Source organism: Sphingomonas sp. Leaf21 (genome assembly GCF_916858675.1).
GTDB lineage: Bacteria > Pseudomonadota > Alphaproteobacteria > Sphingomonadales > Sphingomonadaceae > Sphingomonas.
In genome coordinates, this window is the sequence record NZ_CAKASM010000022.1 from 43327 (window position 1) to 60984 (window position 17658).

At 67.7% G+C, this 17658-nt stretch carries 18 protein-coding genes; 10 read left to right on the plus strand and 8 right to left on the minus strand.

What is annotated here, in order from left to right; translation table 11 throughout:
• The first annotated feature begins 43 nt into the window (after positions 1 to 43).
• Together ispG and LRP66_RS14530 are read left to right on the plus strand one after the other, a co-directional pair.
• Positions 44 to 1171 carry a flavodoxin-dependent (E)-4-hydroxy-3-methylbut-2-enyl-diphosphate synthase gene (gene ispG, locus LRP66_RS14525; protein WP_230483320.1) on the plus strand — a complete coding sequence of 376 codons (1128 nt, stop codon included), beginning with the start codon at positions 44 to 46 and terminating at the stop codon, positions 1169 to 1171.
• A 189-nt stretch (positions 1172 to 1360) separates the two neighbouring features.
• Positions 1361 to 1828: an NUDIX hydrolase gene (locus tag LRP66_RS14530; RefSeq protein WP_230483321.1), complete on the plus strand. Its 468-nt coding sequence runs from the start codon at positions 1361 to 1363 to the stop codon at positions 1826 to 1828.
• A gap of 202 nt (positions 1829 to 2030) precedes the next feature.
• Here LRP66_RS14530 and LRP66_RS14535 read toward each other — a convergent pair whose 3' ends face one another.
• Positions 2031 to 2801: a transporter gene (locus tag LRP66_RS14535; protein WP_230483322.1), complete on the minus strand. Its 771-nt coding sequence runs from the start codon at positions 2799 to 2801 to the stop codon at positions 2031 to 2033.
• A 166-nt stretch (positions 2802 to 2967) separates the two neighbouring features.
• Between LRP66_RS14535 and LRP66_RS14540 the strand changes: the two genes are divergently transcribed.
• On the plus strand, positions 2968 to 3861 hold the full coding sequence (locus LRP66_RS14540) for a DMT family transporter (RefSeq protein WP_230483323.1): 894 nt from the start codon (positions 2968 to 2970) through the stop codon (positions 3859 to 3861).
• The gene (locus LRP66_RS14545; RefSeq protein ID WP_230483324.1) at positions 3858 to 4337 is read left to right on the plus strand and encodes a GNAT family N-acetyltransferase; all 480 of its coding nucleotides are present in this window, start codon (positions 3858 to 3860) and stop codon (positions 4335 to 4337) included. The genes LRP66_RS14540 and LRP66_RS14545 overlap by 4 nt, the downstream gene beginning before the upstream one ends.
• 210 nt (positions 4338 to 4547) lie before the next feature.
• Here LRP66_RS14545 and ppa read toward each other — a convergent pair whose 3' ends face one another.
• The 4 genes from ppa to LRP66_RS14565 form a co-directional block, all read right to left on the minus strand.
• The gene (gene ppa / locus LRP66_RS14550) at positions 4548 to 5126 is read right to left on the minus strand and encodes an inorganic diphosphatase (RefSeq protein ID WP_230483325.1); all 579 of its coding nucleotides are present in this window, start codon (positions 5124 to 5126) and stop codon (positions 4548 to 4550) included.
• Between the two features lie 124 nt (positions 5127 to 5250).
• A complete protein-coding gene (locus LRP66_RS14555; protein WP_230483326.1) occupies positions 5251 to 7176 on the minus strand; it encodes a M61 family metallopeptidase in 1926 nt (641 codons plus the stop codon).
• Between the two features lie 95 nt (positions 7177 to 7271).
• Entirely contained in the window at positions 7272 to 7940 is a 669-nt protein-coding gene (locus tag LRP66_RS14560) for a DUF1345 domain-containing protein (RefSeq protein WP_230483327.1), read from the minus strand.
• A gap of 84 nt (positions 7941 to 8024) precedes the next feature.
• Positions 8025 to 8447, minus strand: a complete 423-nt coding sequence (locus LRP66_RS14565) for a DUF3597 family protein (RefSeq protein WP_230483328.1) — start codon at positions 8445 to 8447, stop codon at positions 8025 to 8027.
• Positions 8448 to 8591: 144 nt separating this feature from the next.
• On the opposite strand from LRP66_RS14565, the gene LRP66_RS14570 reads away from it, so the two are divergent.
• The 6 genes from LRP66_RS14570 to LRP66_RS14595 all read left to right on the plus strand — a co-directional run bounded on the left by LRP66_RS14570 (position 8592) and on the right by LRP66_RS14595 (position 14287).
• Positions 8592 to 9179, plus strand: a complete 588-nt coding sequence (locus LRP66_RS14570; protein WP_230483329.1) for a DUF4142 domain-containing protein — start codon at positions 8592 to 8594, stop codon at positions 9177 to 9179.
• 88 nt (positions 9180 to 9267) lie between these two features.
• The gene (locus LRP66_RS14575; protein WP_230483330.1) at positions 9268 to 9849 is read left to right on the plus strand and encodes a cysteine hydrolase family protein; all 582 of its coding nucleotides are present in this window, start codon (positions 9268 to 9270) and stop codon (positions 9847 to 9849) included.
• Between the two features lie 48 nt (positions 9850 to 9897).
• Complete coding sequence (gene hisS, locus LRP66_RS14580; RefSeq protein ID WP_230483331.1) at positions 9898 to 11148, plus strand: histidine--tRNA ligase; 1251 nt, start codon at positions 9898 to 9900, stop codon at positions 11146 to 11148.
• Positions 11145 to 12218 (plus strand): peptide chain release factor 1, encoded by a 1074-nt coding sequence (prfA, locus tag LRP66_RS14585; RefSeq protein ID WP_230483332.1) that lies wholly within the window; start codon positions 11145 to 11147, stop codon positions 12216 to 12218. The genes hisS and prfA overlap by 4 nt, the downstream gene beginning before the upstream one ends.
• A 146-nt stretch (positions 12219 to 12364) precedes the next feature.
• Positions 12365 to 13186: a peptide chain release factor N(5)-glutamine methyltransferase gene (prmC, locus tag LRP66_RS14590; RefSeq protein WP_230483333.1), complete on the plus strand. Its 822-nt coding sequence runs from the start codon at positions 12365 to 12367 to the stop codon at positions 13184 to 13186.
• Positions 13187 to 13468: 282 nt separating this feature from the next.
• On the plus strand, positions 13469 to 14287 hold the full coding sequence (locus LRP66_RS14595) for a DUF4167 domain-containing protein (RefSeq protein WP_230483334.1): 819 nt from the start codon (positions 13469 to 13471) through the stop codon (positions 14285 to 14287).
• A gap of 98 nt (positions 14288 to 14385) precedes the next feature.
• On the opposite strand, the gene LRP66_RS14600 is transcribed toward LRP66_RS14595, so the two are convergent.
• The 3 genes from LRP66_RS14600 to LRP66_RS14610 are packed head-to-tail and all read right to left on the minus strand — an operon-like array spanning position 14386 to position 17207.
• A complete protein-coding gene (locus LRP66_RS14600; RefSeq protein WP_230483335.1) occupies positions 14386 to 14661 on the minus strand; it encodes a hypothetical protein in 276 nt (91 codons plus the stop codon).
• Between the two features lie 54 nt (positions 14662 to 14715).
• Positions 14716 to 16194 (minus strand): oligosaccharide flippase family protein, encoded by a 1479-nt coding sequence (locus LRP66_RS14605; protein WP_230483336.1) that lies wholly within the window; start codon positions 16192 to 16194, stop codon positions 14716 to 14718.
• Positions 16191 to 17207, minus strand: a complete 1017-nt coding sequence (locus LRP66_RS14610; RefSeq protein WP_230483337.1) for a glycosyltransferase — start codon at positions 17205 to 17207, stop codon at positions 16191 to 16193. Before LRP66_RS14610 ends, LRP66_RS14605 begins: the two co-directional genes overlap by 4 nt.
• Positions 17208 to 17658 lie beyond the last annotated feature (451 nt).

Consider the following 17658-nt stretch of genomic DNA (forward strand, 5'->3'; position numbering starts at 1 on the left):
CACTGACTTTGAACCGCAACGCGCTTGCGCGTATAGTGGGCCCATGTCCATTCGTCCCTGGCGCGACATCGTCCGCCGCCAAAGCCGTCAGATCATGGTGGGCAACGTGCCCGTGGGCGGCGACGCCCCCGTGACCGTGCAGACCATGACCAACACGCCGACCAGCGATCCGGTCGCCACGATCAACCAGATCCGGCGCTGCGAGGAGGCGGGGGCGGACATCATCCGTGTCTCCTGCCCCGACACCGATTCGACCGCGGCACTGGCCAAGATCACCAAGGCGGCGCGGGTTCCGATCGTCGCGGATATCCATTTCCACTATAAGCGCGCGCTGGAGGCGGCGGATGCGGGCGCGGCCTGTCTGCGCATCAATCCGGGCAATATCGGCTCGTCGGAGCGGGTCGCGGAGGTTGTACGGGCCGCCAAGGCCAATGGCTGCGCCATTCGAATCGGGGTGAACGCGGGTTCGCTGGAAAAGGATCTGCTGGAGAAATATGGCGAGCCTTGCCCGGAGGCTTTGGTCGAATCGGCGCTTGACCATATCAAGCTGCTCCAGGATCACGATTTCCACGAATATAAGGTCGCGGTGAAGGCGTCCGACGTCTTCCTGGCGGTCGCCGCCTATCAGGGGCTGGCCGAGGCGACCGACTGCCCGCTGCATCTTGGCATCACCGAGGCGGGCGGGCTGATCGGCGGGACGGTCAAGTCCTCGATCGGCATCGGCTCGCTGCTCTGGTTCGGGATCGGCGACACCATCCGCGTCTCGCTGTCGGCCGAGCCCGAGGAAGAGGTGCGCGTCGGCTTCGAGATATTGAAGGCGCTGGGCATCCGCAATCGCGGGGTTCGTGTCGTGTCCTGTCCGTCCTGCGCGCGCCAGGGCTTCGACGTGATCCGCACGGTACAGGTGCTGGAGGAGCGGCTGCAGCATATCCGCACGCCCATGTCGCTGTCGGTGCTGGGCTGCGTCGTCAACGGCCCCGGCGAAGCGCGCGAGACCGATATCGGCGTGACCGGCGGCGGTAACGGCAAGCACATGGTCTATCTGTCGGGTCTGACCGACCACACGGTCGAGGATGCCGACATGGTCGACCATATCGTCAAGCTGGTCGAGGCCAAGGCCGCCGAACTCGACGCGGCGGACGTTACCAAGGCGGCGATCGCGGCGGAGTGATTCGGTCGCCTTGGGGTCGGGCGGTTCCTGTTGCCTCTCCCAGGGCCGATCGACATTCAACCATGCCTGTCCATCCCTCGTCCCTCGTAGAGGGGAGAGGGGAGAATAAGCGGAATGTCGATCCGGCCTCACGGCGTTTCGCGGACCTTCGCTTGCAGGGGCGGACGTGATGTCGTTACGTCCGGTGGCATGACCATCATCCATATCGCCGCCGCGTTGATCGAGGATGCGTCCGGCCGCGTTCTGCTGGTCCGCAAGGCGGGAACGCGGTTCTTCATGCAGGCGGGTGGCAAGATCGAACCCGGCGAGGATGCCGCGACCGCGCTGTGTCGCGAGCTCGAGGAGGAAATCGGCCTGGTCGTCTCCCCGGCCGACCTTCGACCGCTCGGGCATTTCGACGCGCCCGCCGCCAACGAGCCCGACCACCGGGTCGACGCGCATGTCTTCCATCTGCGCACCGGGCATGACCCGGTTCCCGCGGCCGAGATCGAGGAGGTGATCTGGGTCGATCCAGCCGCGCCCATCCCGCTTCCCGTCGCACCGTTGACGCGGGATCATATCCTGCCATGCTGGCGTGAGATGGGGACAGAGCCCAGATCCGGTCGACGTTCATTCCGCTCTGTCTTTCCCTCTCCCCTGGAAAGGGGAGAGGGTTAGCGGAGCTTGCCGGCTTTGCTGGCTAGCGAAGCTTGGGTGAGGGGTCGAGCGAGCCGCAAGGCTCGCGCGCGCTCCGCGCGCCCACCCCTCACCCAGCTCCGACTAAGGCCTTTGCTCCCGCAAAGACCAAGTCTACGCAACCCTCTCCCCTCTGCGAGGGGCGAGGGAAGCAAAGCGGGACCCGCCTAGCCCGGACGAATGATTACAGCCGCAGTCCCAGCCGCACCCCCGCGCCCATGTCCGGCGCGCCCTTGCTGACCCCGGCGCTGCCCTGCACGCCCAGCGACAGGCGTCGTGACAGCGCGGTGTCGACGCCCGCGCCGACCTCCTGCCGATCGGCGATCTGGTCGCTGACCCGTGATGCGTAATTGTACGAGACATTGACCTCGCTTCCCTTGCCGACGCGCAGGGCCAGGCCGCCCCGCGCGCTGGTCACGTCGCGCAGGCGATAGCCATCGGGCTGGCCGATGAAGCTGTGCCCGACCGCGGCGAAGGGGGTGACCTTGCCCGGCACCGCCGCCTCCGCGACGACCGAGTAATCCGCCTTGCCGGTCCCCAGCCCGCGCGCGGCGGACGCGGTCGGCAGCTTCGCGGTTCCGGTCAGCGCGAGTGCCAGGCGATGCGGGCGCGGCTCGATGAGCTGGACCGACGCGCCGACCACGGCATCGCCCAGGCCGCTGCGCTTCACGCGGGTGGCGGGGCGGGTGGGATCGGTGAAGATCGGCAGGCCCAGCGGCCCGCCCGGCGCGATGACATTGCCCGGCGCGTCGACCTGCACGACGGGTAGCGCGGCGAAGACCGTCACCCGTTTACGCTTGGCGCGAAGCGTGGCGGTGGAACTGGCGCTGCGTACCTGCTGGCCGGTGCCGTATTTGCCCGAGGCATAGTCGGCGCCGATCGACGCGGTGACCTGTGCCCCGGCGGGCGCCGCGATCAGCATGGCCAGACCGGTTGCTGCGAGGAGCGTCTTCATACCCTTTGTCCCTTGGTGTCCTGATTGAACGGGCAACGGATGCCGGGCGGGGTTTAATCCGACGCGCCCTCCTTTCTCGGTCGGAGGGGGGAATGGGCGCCATGAGATGCGGAACCTGGCGAGGGAGTCCTCGCCTTTCGCCGTCGCGGCCGGTATCGCCCGGTTCATGAACGCGCGTCCCTCTCCCGTCATCGCCTTCGGCGCCGCCGCGCTGGGGATCGCGATCTATTCGGTGATGGATACGCTGATGAAGCGGCTGTCGATCGACAGCGGTGCGTATAGCGCGGTGCTGTGGCGCTCCTGGGTCGGGGTGGCGATCACGGCCGCGCTGTTCCTCGCCAGGCGCGGACGCTGGCCGGGGCGCGAGGCGCTGACCCTGCATGTCGCGCGTGGTGCGACCGGGGGCGCGTCGGTGCTGCTGTTCTTCTGGGGGCTGGCGCGCGTGCCGATGGCGCAGAGCATCGCACTGACCTTCCTGTCGCCGTTGATCGCGCTGTTCCTGGCGGCGGTCGCGCTGGGCGAGAAGGTCCGCCGTGCCGCGATCTGGGGTTCGCTGATCGCGGGCGCGGGCGTGCTGGTGATCGCGGGCGGCGAGGTACGCGCACAGGCCTCGACCGAGGTCGTGCTCGGCTCGCTCGCCATCCTGGCCGCCTCGATCCTCTATGCCGTCAGCCTGGTGTTGCTGCGGCGGCAGGCGCAGGTCGCGGGGCCGACCGAGGTCGCGTTGTTCACCATGCTGGTGATCGCCGTGCTGATGACCCCCGCGGCGCCCTTCGTTTCGCACTGGCCCGCCATGGGGCAGTGGCCCGCGATCCTCGCCGCCGCGTTGCTGGGCAGCCTGTCGGCCTTGTTGCTGGCCTGGGCCTATGCGCGGGCGGAGGCGCAGATACTGGCGCCGGTCGAATATACCGCTTTCGTCTGGGCGGCCTGTCTGGGCTATGCCGTCTTCGGCGAGCGCGTGTCGCCCTTCACGCTGGCCGGGGCGGCGCTGATCATCGGGGGATGCGTCGTCGCGGTGCGGCGGCCGGGGCCGGGACCCCAGAGCGAGGCGGGATTATGAGCATTACCATCCGGGCGGCGGCGCGCGCCGATACCGCGACCATTCTGCGCTTCGTGCGCGAACTGGCGGCGTTCGAGCGCGAGCCCGATGCGGTGGTCGCGACCGAGGCGATGCTGGAGGCGGCCTTGTTCGGCGAACGGCCCGCGGCGGAGGCCGTGATCGCCGAGCGCGATGGTGTGGGCGTGGGCTTCGCGCTGTTCTTCGCCAATTTTTCGACCTGGACCGGGCGGCAGGGGCTGTATCTGGAGGATCTCTACGTCACCCCCGCCGCGCGCGGTGCCGGGGTTGGCAAGGCGCTGTTGATCCACCTTGCCGGGCTCGCGGTCGATCGGGGCTGGGGGCGCTTCGAATGGTCGGTGCTCGACTGGAACGCGCCCGCGATCGCATTCTATCGCGCCATGGGGGCGGAGGCGATGGACGAGTGGACCGTGCAACGTGTGTCGGGCGCGGCGCTGGCGCGGTTGGCGGGACGGTAGGTTCGACTTCGCCCAGCGTGAACGGTGGGCCTTTATCCGGCCTCCGTTCAGCCTGCGCGTCGGTCGAAGGCCACGGCCCCGTCCTCTCCCCATGGTCCGGGACTGCCCTCCCCCAGCCCCTCCCGCCTGCGGGAGGGGAGCGAGGCGGAGGAACAAAAAAACGCCCCGGTGCACCGGGCACCGAGGCGTCTTTCGAACCATCCGAGTGGTTCAGGCGCGGCCGGGCACGTCGTGGTCGTGCGGCTCTTCGCCCTTCTGCTTGGCGGCGTCATAGCGCTCGATCGCCTCGACGACGATGCGGCGGGCTTCGTCGCGGTCGCCCCAGGTGCCGATACGCACCCACTTCTTCTTCTCCAGGTCCTTATAGTGGGTGAAGAAGTGCTCGATCTGCTGGAAGACGATCTCGGGAAGATCGTCGCGGCCGCCGACGTTCGAATAATAGGGGAAGGTCGAATCGACCGGCACGCAGACCAGCTTCTCGTCGCCGCCGGCTTCGTCTTCCAGGTTCAGGACGGCGATCGGGCGGGCCCGGACGACGCAGCCCGGGATGAAGGGCGAACGCGCGACGACCAGCGCGTCGAGCGGATCGCCATCGGGGCTGAGCGTGTGCGGCACGAAGCCGTAATTGGCCGGATAGCGCATCGGCGTGTGCAGGATGCGATCGACGAACAGCGCGCCGCTCGCCTTGTCGAACTCATACTTCACGGGTTCGCCGCCGGTCGGCACTTCGATCACGACGTTGAGGTCGTCGGGGGGATTCTTGCCGACAGGAATGAGGTCGATACGCATCGGTCAGTCTTTCTTTGCCAAACAGGCCGGAAACGCGTTCCGGTGGAAAAACAATGGCGGGCGCGATAGCGCAACCCGCCACGGGGAGTCGATAGAGGACGGTAACGCTCCCGTCCGGATGAGATCAGCGTGCGGTCAACAAACGATCGAGCCCGGTCTCGCCGGTTCCGACCTTTTGCAGACGCGGGTAACGTGGGCCGCCGGTATAGGCCAAAGTCACTTCACGAATGCGGTCCTGGCTCTTTATCACCAACTTGATGGGCATGGCCGGATCCTTGGCCGCCACGATCGCGGCCTTCAGACGGTCACCCGTATAGCTTTCGCCGTTCACTGCCTGAATTTGCGTGCCCACGTCGATCCCCGCCTTGAACGCGGGACTGTCCCAAATTGAACTGGTCACGTCCCCCGCGGTCGAGACGACCATGCCCAGCGAGTAGCTGACATCGGTGCGGCCCTTCTCCGATTGCTTGAAGGTCGGGGTCGGCTCGGGCGTGTAGACCAGCTTGTAGCCGTTCATCGCGAAGCCCTGGATCGGCGCGGGCTGGCCCGTCTCGGTCAGGCGACGGCGCAGGAAACCGGCCCAGTCATAGGGCACGATGGCGTTCAGCGTGTTCGCGATATCGTCGAAATTATAGGTGACCTCGCCCCAGTCGCCGTCGCGGATGCCGAAAAAGGCCCTGGCGAAGTCGTCGATCGACTTGGTGCCGTTCGACTTCTGGCGGAGCATCGCATCGACCTCCATCCAGACCATCAGGCCCTCGTTGTAATAATCCTCCGAGCGCTGCCAGCTGGTCCAGCCCTTGGGCTTGCGCGACGAGATGATGGGGTCGTTGGTGGTGTCGAGCAGGTCGCGCCACTGACGCGCGGGGGCGGTGTCGTAGATGCCCAGGATCGACGCATACTGGTCCAGCGTGTCCTGCTTGGACACCAGCCCGGCGCGCGCCTGGAGCACATAGCCCCAGAATTGCGTCTGCCCCTCATAGACCCACAGCATCGAGTTGCGCATCGGCGTGCGGAAATCGGGGGTCCAGAGATCGGCGCCACGGCGGAACTTGCCGTCCCAGCTATGCGTGAATTCGTGCGGCAGCAGGTTGCGACGGCCCGGCCCCGAATCCCAGTCGGTGAAATAGCCCGGCGTCACGCCATTCTCCGACGAACGGTGATGCTCCAGGCCGATACCGCCGAGCTGGTCGCTGATCGACAGCAGGAATTCGTAATGGTCGTAATGCTGCGCGCCGAAGGTCTTGACCGCCTGATCGACCAGGCGCTGGTGCGCGGCGATCTGCTCGGGCTTGGCGGCGAGCTCGGCCGCGTTGTCGGCGAAGACGTTCAGGTTCACGCGCGGGCTGAGCGGGAAGACCTTGCCGTACTTGCCCGCCAGGACCGGCGAATCGACCAGGATCTCGTAGTTGGTCGTGTCGTAGGTGTAGGTCGAGCCCGACGCCTTGGCCGGGACCGCGCCCGCCGCCGTCCAGCCGGTGGGGAAGATCGCGGTCATCTGGATCGGGATCTGCCGCGTGTAATAGCCCGCCGGGTAGAGGCTGAGCGAATTGGGTTCGAGCGAGATCATCGTCGGGGTGACCGCGATCCGGCCCTGGTCCGGCTTGGTCGCCGACAGGAACTGGAACTCCAGGTCGAGCTGCTTCGCGCCCGACGGCACGTCGATATGGAAGGCGAAGACGTCGACGGGGTCGCGCGTCCAGGGCAGGATGCGGCCATTCGCCCTGATCACCAGGCCCGCCAGCTTCTCGATTTCGCCACGCGGATTGTGCGCGCCGGGCAGCCATTTGGGGAAGAGCAGCGCCATCGGCCCCGCCTTGGCGACCGGGATCGTCTCCTTCATGCGGAAGATGCCACGGTCGGTATCGGTGGCGTTCACGACCAGCTTGATCGTGCCGGGATAGGGCGTGTCGACCGCATCGGGGATGGTGTCGACGAAGGGCAGGGGGCCGGCGGGGGCGGAGTTGCCGGGGGGCACCTGGGCCAGCGAGACGGCGGCGGTCGACAGCAGGGATGCGACGATGAGGGCGCGGAACACGGGACGGATCATGGAAAGCCTTTTGCGGCGGAAGGAGATGCGATCAGGTTAGGCACCCGATAGGCCAGCCGTCCAGACCCTTTTCCCGAACCGGGACGGGGATGCGGCTATCCGCCACCGCCCCCGCCGCCCAGCACGTTGACGGTGAAGGCGATGACCCCGAGGTTGAAGATGAACGCCGCGAGGCACTGGCCGGTCACCACCCGCCGCATCCGCCGCGACGCGATCGACACGTCCGACGTCTGGAAGGTCATGCCGAGCGTCACCGAGAAATAGAGGAAATCCCAATAGTCCGGCTCGGCCGTGTCGGGGAATTGCAGTCCGCCCGCATCCCCCTTCTCGCCCGCGCTGTAATAGAGGTGCGCGTAGTGCAGCGCATAGACGATGTTGGAAAACAGCCAGGCGAGGATCAGCGTGACGACGACCAGCGCGATGGTGACGACGCTGTTGCGCCCGCGCAATTCGCCGCCGACCGCGATCAGGATGACGAACAACACGATGCCGCAAAAGACCAGCAGCACCGCGCGATTGGCATCGTTCTGCGCCGCCCGCCGTCGCATCTTCGCCGCCTGCCCCTGACGAAGCAGCGGCACCAGCGACAGGAGGAACAGGAAGGCGGCGAGATCGAACCCTGCCAGGATTCCGCGCGTCAGCCCGAGCGACGGCACCAGCAGCGCCCCCGCGACCAAGAGGATCAGCGCGAAGGCCAGGAATCGCGGCGGCGCGATCCGGTCACCGATATGCGCCTTCAGGCGCTGCCAGCGGGTGGTGGTCATGCGCCGGGTGTAATCCGGTCGCCCCCCGCTTGGCTATCCTTCCCGCTCCCCTGGATGGGGGGCGACGCGCGTCGGCGCTGCGCCTCAGTTGCGCAGGCTGTCGGGCACGATGCCGCCATTTTCGGCGAGCTTGGCCATCACCGCGCGGTGCAGCGCGATATTCTGTTCGGCCGAGCCGTCCTCGGCGGCGTGGACGCCCAGTTCGTTGGCCAGTTCCTTGCGCGCGGCGAGGCTGGAGTCGAGATCGAGCAGCTTGAGCAGATCGACGATCGAGCTCTGATAATTGCCGCCGCCATTCTTCATCGACGCCATCTCGCTCAGCACCGCGCCGACATCGACCGGCTGCGCGGCGGGTTCGGGAGTCGGCGCGGGGGCTGGGGCTGGCGCGGGCTGCTGTGGCGCGGCCTGGGTCGTGGTGGGTGCGGGCGCCGGAGCTGGGGCCGGATCAGCGGGCCTGGCCGCGCCGTGATGGAAGATCTTGCCCAGGATATTGCCGAAGATGCTCATGATGCCAGTTCCTTCCTCGTTTCGCCCGGCGGCGATTGTCAGCGTTCAAACGATGCGATCGGCATTCGGGTCCGGATACGAAGGAACGTCCCGCGTCACGGCGCGCTTAGACGGCTAGTCGAACAATTCTAGGAGCTTACTGGCATGAGCATTCGCGCAACCGCCCTCGGCGCCGCCGCCCTTCTGGCCCTTGCGGGCTGCAATCGCAGCGAACCGCAGGCACAGAATTCGATGACGGCCGATACGATGTCGACCAACGGCATGGCCGAGGGCAATGCAATGGCCGACGCCACGTCGGCCGCGCTGCCCGCGTCGCAGGTCTTCGCCAATGCAGCGGCAGCGAGCGATGCGTTCGAGATCGAGACGTCGAAGCTGGCGCTGACCAACGGCGCCTCGGCCTCGGTCAAGAGCTATGCCCGCAAGATGATCGACGCGCACACCGCCTCGACCGCCAAGCTGAAGACGGTGGCGGGCACCACCACCCCCGCGATCACCCCCGATCCCGCGCTCAACGCCCAGCAGCAGCAGACGCTCGACCAGATGAAGGGGCTGAACGGCACCGCCTTCGACCAGGCCTATATCGCCGCGCAGACCGCGGGGCATCAGCAGACGCTCGACACGCTGAAGGCCTATGCCGCGACCGGCGACTCCGCGCCGCTCAAGACCTTCGCCACCGGCCTGATCCCGACGGTGACCGCGCACCTCAACATGGCCAAGGGTCTGAAGGCCTGACGCCGGGGTGCCCCCTCTCCGTGACCGGCGGGGAGGGGGCATAGAGATGGATCAACGCCGCCACCGTTCGATCATGACATGATCGCGCATGGCCGATTCTCCATCCCATGCCGCCGCGCTGATCATCATCGACATGATCAACGACCTCGATTTCGAGGGCGGCGAGCAGTTGCGACCCCCGGCCGAGGCGGCCGCCGAGCGGATCGTCGCGCTTCGCGGCGAGGCGGACGCCGCCGGGGTGCCGGTGATCTACGTCAACGACAATTTCGGCCATTGGCATTCCGAGCGCTCCTCGATCGTCGAGCATTGCGATCGGGCGGACAGTCCGGGCCGCGCGCTGATCGCCGCGCTGCGCCCGCGTGACAGCGACTTCTTCGTGGTGAAGCCGCAATTTTCGGGCTTCTACGCCACCAATCTGCCCGTGCTCCTGCCGCAACTGGGCGTCGGTCGGCTGATCCTGACCGGCGTGGCGGCGGACATCTGCGTCCTGTTCACGGCGGCCGATGCGCATATGCGCGAATATGACCTGTGGGTGCCGGGCGACACGGTGGCGAGCGAAAGCGATTCGCATCGTCGCTGGGCGCTGGAGATCATGCGGCACAGCATGTGTGCCGAGACCTGTCCCAGCGACGAACTCGCGCTGGCGGATTGGCTGGCGCGCGAGGCGTGATCGCACTCTAGCGCACGGCGCTCCGCTACCCTAGATAGCGCCACTTCTATGGCACGGATCGAAACCCCCAAGCGCGTGCGCGGCACGCAGGACATCTTCGGCGACGAGCAGCGCCGTTTCGCGCATGTCTTGGCGCGGTTCGAGCATGTCCATCGCCTCTACGGCTTCCAGCGTCTCGACCTGCCGGTGTTCGAGGACACGCAGGTCTTTGCGCGCTCGATCGGAGAGACGACCGACGTCGTGTCGAAGGAAATGTACACCTTCCCCGATCGCGGCGGCGACATGCTGACCCTGCGTCCGGAGTTCACCGCGGGGATCGCGCGCGCCTATCTGACCGAGGGGTGGCAGCAATATGTGCCGCTCAAGCTCGCGACCTCGGGCCCCGTCTTTCGCTACGAGCGCCCGCAAAAGGGGCGGTATCGCCAGTTCCACCAGATCGACGCCGAGATACTGGGCGCGGCCGAACCGGCGGCGGATGTCGAGCTGCTCGTGATGGCCGACCAGCTGCTCCACGATCTGGGCATCGCCGAGGGCGTGACGCTTCAGCTCAACACGCTGGGCGATGCGGAGACGCGCGACGCCTGGCGCGCGGCGCTGGTCGCGCATTTCGAGGCGCATCGGGGCGAACTCTCCGAGGACAGCCTGGTGCGGCTCGACAAGAACCCGATGCGCATCCTGGATTCGAAGGATCCGCGCGACCGGCCGATCGCCGACGCGGCGCCCGATATCGACGCCTATCTGACGCCGGAAGCACGCGGCTTCTTCGACGCGGTGACGGCGGGGCTCGACGCGGCGGGGGTCGCCTGGACGCGAAACGCGCGGCTGGTGCGGGGCCTGGACTATTATCGCCATACCGCGTTCGAATTCGTGACCGATCGGCTGGGCGCGCAGGGCACGGTGCTGGCGGGCGGTCGATATGACGGACTGGTCGAGTCGCTGGGCGGTCCGGCGACGGCGGGCGTGGGCTGGGCGGCGGGTGTCGAGCGGCTGGCGATGCTGCTCGACGAACCGGCGCGCCCGGGCATCGACGCGGTCGTGGTGCCGATGGGCGCGGCGGCGGAGTTGCGCGCGACGGGGGTTGTCGCCGCGTTGCGCCGCGCCGGGCTGGCGGTCGACATGGCCTATAAGGGCAATATGAAGCGTCGGATGCAGAAGGCGGATGCGCAGGGCGCGACCTATGCGATCATCCTGGGCGACGACGAACTGGCGGCGGGGGAGGCGGCGGTGAAGCGGCTGTCCGACGGCACCCAGACGCGGGTGGCGCTCGGCGATCTGGCGGGAGCGCTGGCGCGCGCATGACGACCATCTCCGCCGAACGCATCGCGCAGATCGAGGCGCGACGCGACGAACTGCAGGCGATGATGGCGACCGGCGACCTGCCGTCGGACCGCTTCGTCGCGGTGTCGAAGGAATATGCCGAGCTGGAGCCCGTCGCCAACGCCGCCGCCGAGGTGCGCCGGTTGCGGCAGGAAAGCGACAGCCTGACCTATATGACGCAGGACGGCGACGACGAGCTGCGCGAGATGGCGGCGGAGGAACTCCACGCCAACCGCACCGCGCTGGTCGAGGCCGATCGCAGGCTGGCGCTCGCGCTCCTGCCCCGCGATGCCGCCGACGAGCGCGCGGCGATGCTGGAAATCCGCGCCGGAACCGGCGGCGACGAGGCGGCGCTGTTCGCGGGCGACCTGTTCCGCATGTACCAGCGCTATGCCGAGCGGCAGGGCTGGCGGGTCGAGGTGATGTCCGCCTCGGTGCCCGACACCGGCGGCTATAAGGAAGTGGTCGCCTCGGTCGTGGGCGCGGGCGTGTTCGCCAAGCTGAAGTTCGAAAGCGGTGTCCACCGGGTGCAGCGCGTGCCGGTGACCGAATCCGGCGGGCGCATCCACACCTCCGCGGCGACCGTCGCGGTGCTTCCCGAAGCGGAGGAGGTCGACCTGCAGATCGACGACAAGGATCTGCGCATCGACATCTACCGCTCGTCGGGCGCGGGCGGGCAGCATGTCAACACCACCGACTCGGCGATCCGCATCACCCATATCCCGAGCGGGCTGGTGGTCATTCAGCAGGACGAGCGCTCGCAGCACAAGAACCGCGCCAAGGCGATGAAGGTGCTGCGCACCCGCCTCTACGAAGCCGAGCGCGAGCGGCTGGCGGCGGAGCGCGCGGGCACGCGGCGATCGATGGTCGGCTCGGGCGATCGGTCGGAGCGGATTCGGACGTATAATTTCCCGCAAGGGCGGGTGACCGATCACCGGATCAACCTGACCCTGCACCGCCTGCCCGAAATCCTGGAAGGCGAACTGGACGAACTGATCGGCGCGCTGCTGGCGGAGGATGAGGCCGAACGGCTCGCCGCGCTCGATGGGTAAGGGGTGTTTCTCTGCGCGCCTCCCCATGCCGCTCCGGCGAATGCCGGGGTCCGGTTCCCCAGCCATATGAAGAGTGCGACGGGCTTTGGCGGCTCGCTCCTCGCCGCCGGACCCCGGCCTTTGCCGGGGTGGACGGATGGCGCGGCATGACGCAGCCGGGCGACGCCCGCACCGCGCTCGCACAAGCGGCGGCGCGTTTCGGCTTCTCGCCGACCGCGCGGCTCGATGCCGAATTGCTGCTCGCCCACGCCATGGGGATCGAGCGCAATGCGCTGCTGCTCGATCCGACGCGCGCCGTGCCCGAGGCGTTCTGGCCGCTGGTCGAGCGACGCGCGCGCGAGGAACCGGTCGCCTATATCATCGGCACGCGCGGCTTCTGGACGCTGGACCTGATGGTCGGGCCGGGAGCGCTGGTTCCGAGGGTCGATAGCGAGACGCTGATCGCCGCCGCGCTCGCCCATTTCGGGGGACGCCAGCCCGCGACGCTTCTCGATCTCGGCACCGGACCGGGCACGCTGTTGCTCGCGCTGCTGGACGAATGGCGGGGGACGAGGGGATTGGGGGTGGATCGATCGGCGGCGGCGCTGGCCTATGCCGTCGCCAATGCCGCCGCCTGCGGGCTGGCCGAGCGGGCGCGGTTCGCGCGCGGCGACTGGGCGACGGCGCTGGTGGGGCCGTTCGACTGCATCGTCACCAACCCCCCCTATATCGGGACGGCCGAGCCGCTATCGCCCGAGGTGCGCGATTACGAGCCGGGCTCCGCGCTGTTCGCCGGTTCCGACGGGCTGGACGATTATCGACTGCTCGCCCCCGAATTGCGCCGCCTGCTCGCCCCCGGCGGCGCGGCGGTGGTGGAGATCGGGCACCGACAGGCCGCGCCGGTGACCGCGCTACTCGAGGCGCAGGGCCTTGCCGTGAGCCTGCATCATGACCTGGGCGGGCGACCACGTGCCCTATTGGCACATTGAACAATCGCGATGATGCCCCATATTTCACTTGAAGGACATAGGTCCGACCCGCTAGAGCGGGCGCAGGGGCACGCGAACATTCGGCATTCCCACCCTTATTTCGGGGCACCGTTTTTCGGGATCGTCGATGTCGGGCCGATGCCCATACCCTTCGTCATGCAGTCGCTGCTGTCCGGCGGCCGTGGCAAGCGCCCATTGGGCGCCAGAGCTTTGCATCGTGCGAGACGCGCGCGGTGCCGGGAAAAGTGGACCTTGTTGGTTTGACGACTAAGGACGAACAGCTTGATCAATAATCGGCAGGCCGGCCGCCGTCGCGGTCGTGGCGGCAACAACAATGGTGGGCAGCGCCCGGGCAATCCCGGTCGGCCCGACAATGGCAATCGCATCGACAATCGCGCGCGGGGCAACGCCAACCAGCTGTACGAGAAGTACAAGAATCTGGCGGCCGAGGCTCAGCGTCAGGGCGACCGGGTCAACACCGAATATTATTGGCAGTTCGCCGATCACTATTTCCGGGTGTTGAGCGAAAGCCGCTCGCGCTTCGAGGAGCAGAACCAGCGTCGCCAGCCGCAGGAATCGCGCGACGACCAATATGATGACGGCTTCGACAATGATGCCGAGGATTATGGCGACGAAGGCGATCCGATCCGCCCTGGCGAGCAGCAGGGCGAGGCGGAACCGCGTCGTGAACGCCAGTATCGCGACAATGCGCCGCGCGAGAGCCAGCAGCGGGAAGAGCGTCCGCGCCGCGATCGCGACGATCGCCCCCGCCGCGAAGACCGCCGCCCGGCACGTGCCGAACAGCCGGTCCTGACCGAGGAGTCGCAGCCCGCCGCCGCCGAGGCGCCCATGGCCCAGACCCCCGCGCTTCAGACCCCCGCGCTTCAGACCGAAGAAGACGCGCCGCGTCGTCGCGGTCGTCCGCGCCGCGAACGCACCGCCGAGGTACAGGATCAGGCCGAGCCCGCCAGCTTCGACGCCGATCGCCTGCCCCCCGCGCTCAGCGCCGCGCCGGAGAGCGACGCACCCGCCGAGGACAAGCCGCGCCGTCGCCGTATCCGCACGGTCGCACCCGTCGAGCCGGAGGCGGCAGCGGGCTGATCCGCGCCGTCCGGCCGGACGCCTGACACGAAAGGGCCGGTTCCCGCCTCACGCGGGGACCGGCCCTTTTGTCGTCTCGTGCAATCGATCGGATCGGCTCAGCGCCGGTCGACATCCTCGTCATGGCCGGTCCCCGAACTCAGGAAGACCAGCCCCATCAGCGCGCCGGTCAGCATCACCATGCCGCCGATCCCGCCGATCACCCCCAGGATCGTCACCCAGTTGAGCGTGCCATAGACCTGCGCGAGCACCGCCAGCGAAAAGCCGACCGCGACGGCGGCGGCCAGCGTCATCCATGCCATGATGCGACGGAACCGCGCCCAGGCGAATGCCGCCTTTTCGGGATCGTCCAGGCCGGATGGGGGAGGAGTCATCCACCCGATTATGGGTGCCGTTCGCCGTCGGGGCAAGTCGCGGCTTGCCCTGGATCAGGCGGTCCGCTCGACCCGGCGCCGTGCCATCCGGCTCCAGACGCCGGTCAGGATCGCATTGATCTCCAGCCGGATCGGATGACGCAGGCCATAGATGACCGCGCCCCAGGCGAGCACTCCCGCGATCGCCGACGCGGTCAGCAGGCCCAGCCCGACCGTCTCGGGCGGCGCCACCCAGCGATAGACCGCCAGGAGCGGTGCGACGGTCGCCAGCGTCCCCATCAGGCTCTGGCCATAGACGACCAGCATCCCGCGCCAGCGAAACCCGGTCAGCGGCTTCATCAGCGCGGCATAGAGCAGGAACCAGATCAGCCCATAGAGGATGCGCGACGCCGCCGCCCATTCCAGCCCGATCGACGCGCCGAGGATCAGCAGCCCGATCGATGCAATGGTGTCGAGTGCGTTGACGACCACCAGCCGCCGAATACGTCCCAGCAGGATCGGCAGCTCGAAATGCAGCGGGATGGCCGCGAAGAACAGTTGCCCGATCGCGATCCAGCTGAGGAGGTGGGCGACGCCGCCCCAGCGCGGGCCGTAAAGCAGCAGCACGATCGGCGTCGCGGCGGTCGCCAGGAACGCCATGGCGGGCCAGGTCGCGCCGCTATAGGCCGCGACCACCCGCTGATAGGGCGCGGCCAGATCGGCGCCCGCGTCGCGCAGCCTGGCGAAGGCGGGGTAGAAGACGCCGTCGACCGCGCCGCTGACCAGCATCTGCAACTGCGCGCCCAGGCTGGAGGCGCGGCTGAACAACCCGACGGCGGTCAGGCCCAGGACGCGCCCCACGACCAGGTCCGGGCTGCGCGAGCTGATCGCATCGCTGATATAGAGGAGCGAGCTGTTCGATCCGAAGCGCAATATGGGCCCCAATCCGCGCAGGCTGGGTGGGAAGGGGGGCCGGATGCCCGATCGCCACTGCCCGATCAGCGCGCGCGCGACCTGCTGTCCGACCGCCGCCCAGGCGAGCGCGAAAGCCGAATATCCTGCCCAGGCCAGCCCCAGCGACAGCGCGGCGTTGACCACCGCCGCACCGACGCTGACCAGGAACATCGAATAATAGTCCATCCGCCGCTGCAGCATGGCGCTCGGCACGATGCCGAAGGGGACGATCAGGTAGGAGCTGGCGATGATGACCAGCAACGGGGTCAGTCGCGCATTGTCGTAGAAGCGCGCGACCGGCCAGGCGAGCGCCAGGATCAGCAGCCCGATGCCCAGTGCGAAGATCACCGAGACCGAGAAACAGGTCTTGATCTGCTCTTCCGTCAGATTGCGCTCGCCCGCGACGAAACGGCGGATGCCGAAATCCTGCAGCGCCGACACCATCATCGCGGCGGAGAGTGCGATCGAGAACAGGCCCATTTCGGGCGGCGACAGGAAGAAGCGCGAGATCAGCACGCTGACGATGAACTGGATCGCGAAGGCGATATATTGCGCGCCGATCGACCAGAGCGCGGCGCCGCGCACCGATGCCGCACTCATCGCCGGACTCCGTGCCGTGCCAGCGCCGCCGCCAGCCGGATACCGGCGGCCGGACGATGATGGCGTACCAGCCGCGCGACCGCCCGCCACAGTCCGGCGACCGGGGGAACCTGGCCCCGGCGCACATCGTCGAGATGCGCGACGATCAACGCCGCGCCATCGCCCGCCAGCGCGTCGGGGGCGTAGAGGATGCCGCGTGTCACATCGGCCCGGATGCGCGCGGCGACACCGGGGCGTCCGAATGCCGCGTCCATGGTTTCGATCGGCGGCAGCGCGTCCCACCCCTCGGTCGGATCGGGCCGCCCCGCCAGCCGCTCGGCCCGCGCCAGCCGCGCGACCGACGCGCCCAGATGCTGCGTCAGGATATGTCGGGTCGACACCTGGGTGGTGGAATAGCGATAGAGCATCAGGCGATCGGGCAGATTGGCCATGCGCGTCCGATCGACCAGCCGCAGCCACAGGTCGTAATCCTCGCAATGCCGATAGGCCGGGCGATAACCGCCGACCGCCTGCAACAGATCGCGCCGCATCATGACCGAGGGGTGGCAGAGCGGCGATCGCGACGCGAGCGCTTCGGCCAGTTCCGCATGGTCGGTCGGATGTACCACGCGATGATCCCGGCGCGGCGCACCGGTCTCGGTGATACCCTGGATCTGCGTACCGACGACGCCGTGGTCCGGATGGGCGTCGAGAAAGGCGAGCTGGCGCGCGAAGCGTTCGGGCAGCGCGATGTCGTCGCCGTCCATCCGCGCGATATAGTCGCCACGCGCGGCAGCGATGATCCGGTTCAGGCTTGCGATCAGTCCACGGTTGGGCTGGCGCAGCACCCGGATACGACAGTCCAGAGCGGCATAGCGGTCGATGATCCTCGGCGAGTCGTCGGTCGACCCGTCATCGACCAGCAGCAGTTCGAAGTCATGGAAGCTTTGCGCCAGCAGGCTGTCCAATGCCGCCGCCAGATAGGCCGCATTGTTGTGAACGCTGAGGGCGACGCTGATCCGGGGGGACGTCATGCTGCTATGCTCAGTCCCTAGGGGGCGGTGACTAAGAAGCTCTTAAGGCGGACCGCGGCGCGATGCGATTCCCGAATGGCACAAAGGTTCCGCGTGCCGCTGAGGGCCTGGGAGCCGGTATCCCGCTCGAAAGCCCAGCCTTTTTGGATTTTTACAGAAAAATGGCGATTTTTGTGTTGACCGGTTGGGAGGGTGGGCCTAGAGGGGTTTCACCGCAGCGGTGGTCGCTTAGACCGCTGGTTGCAGTCACGACAGACTGGCACACTGGTCGCCCTGGGAACGGGGGGAATTTGGTGTTGCCGGTGTATTGTTGTCGGCTCTTTGACATAGTTGATTGATGAAGGGACATGCGGGCGGCGGCTTGGCGGTTGTTCGGGGCATTCAAGGTGCCTTGAGATCGTTAACAAGCGGAAAGCCAGTTCGTATGTCTCGTTACATATCCACTTGAATA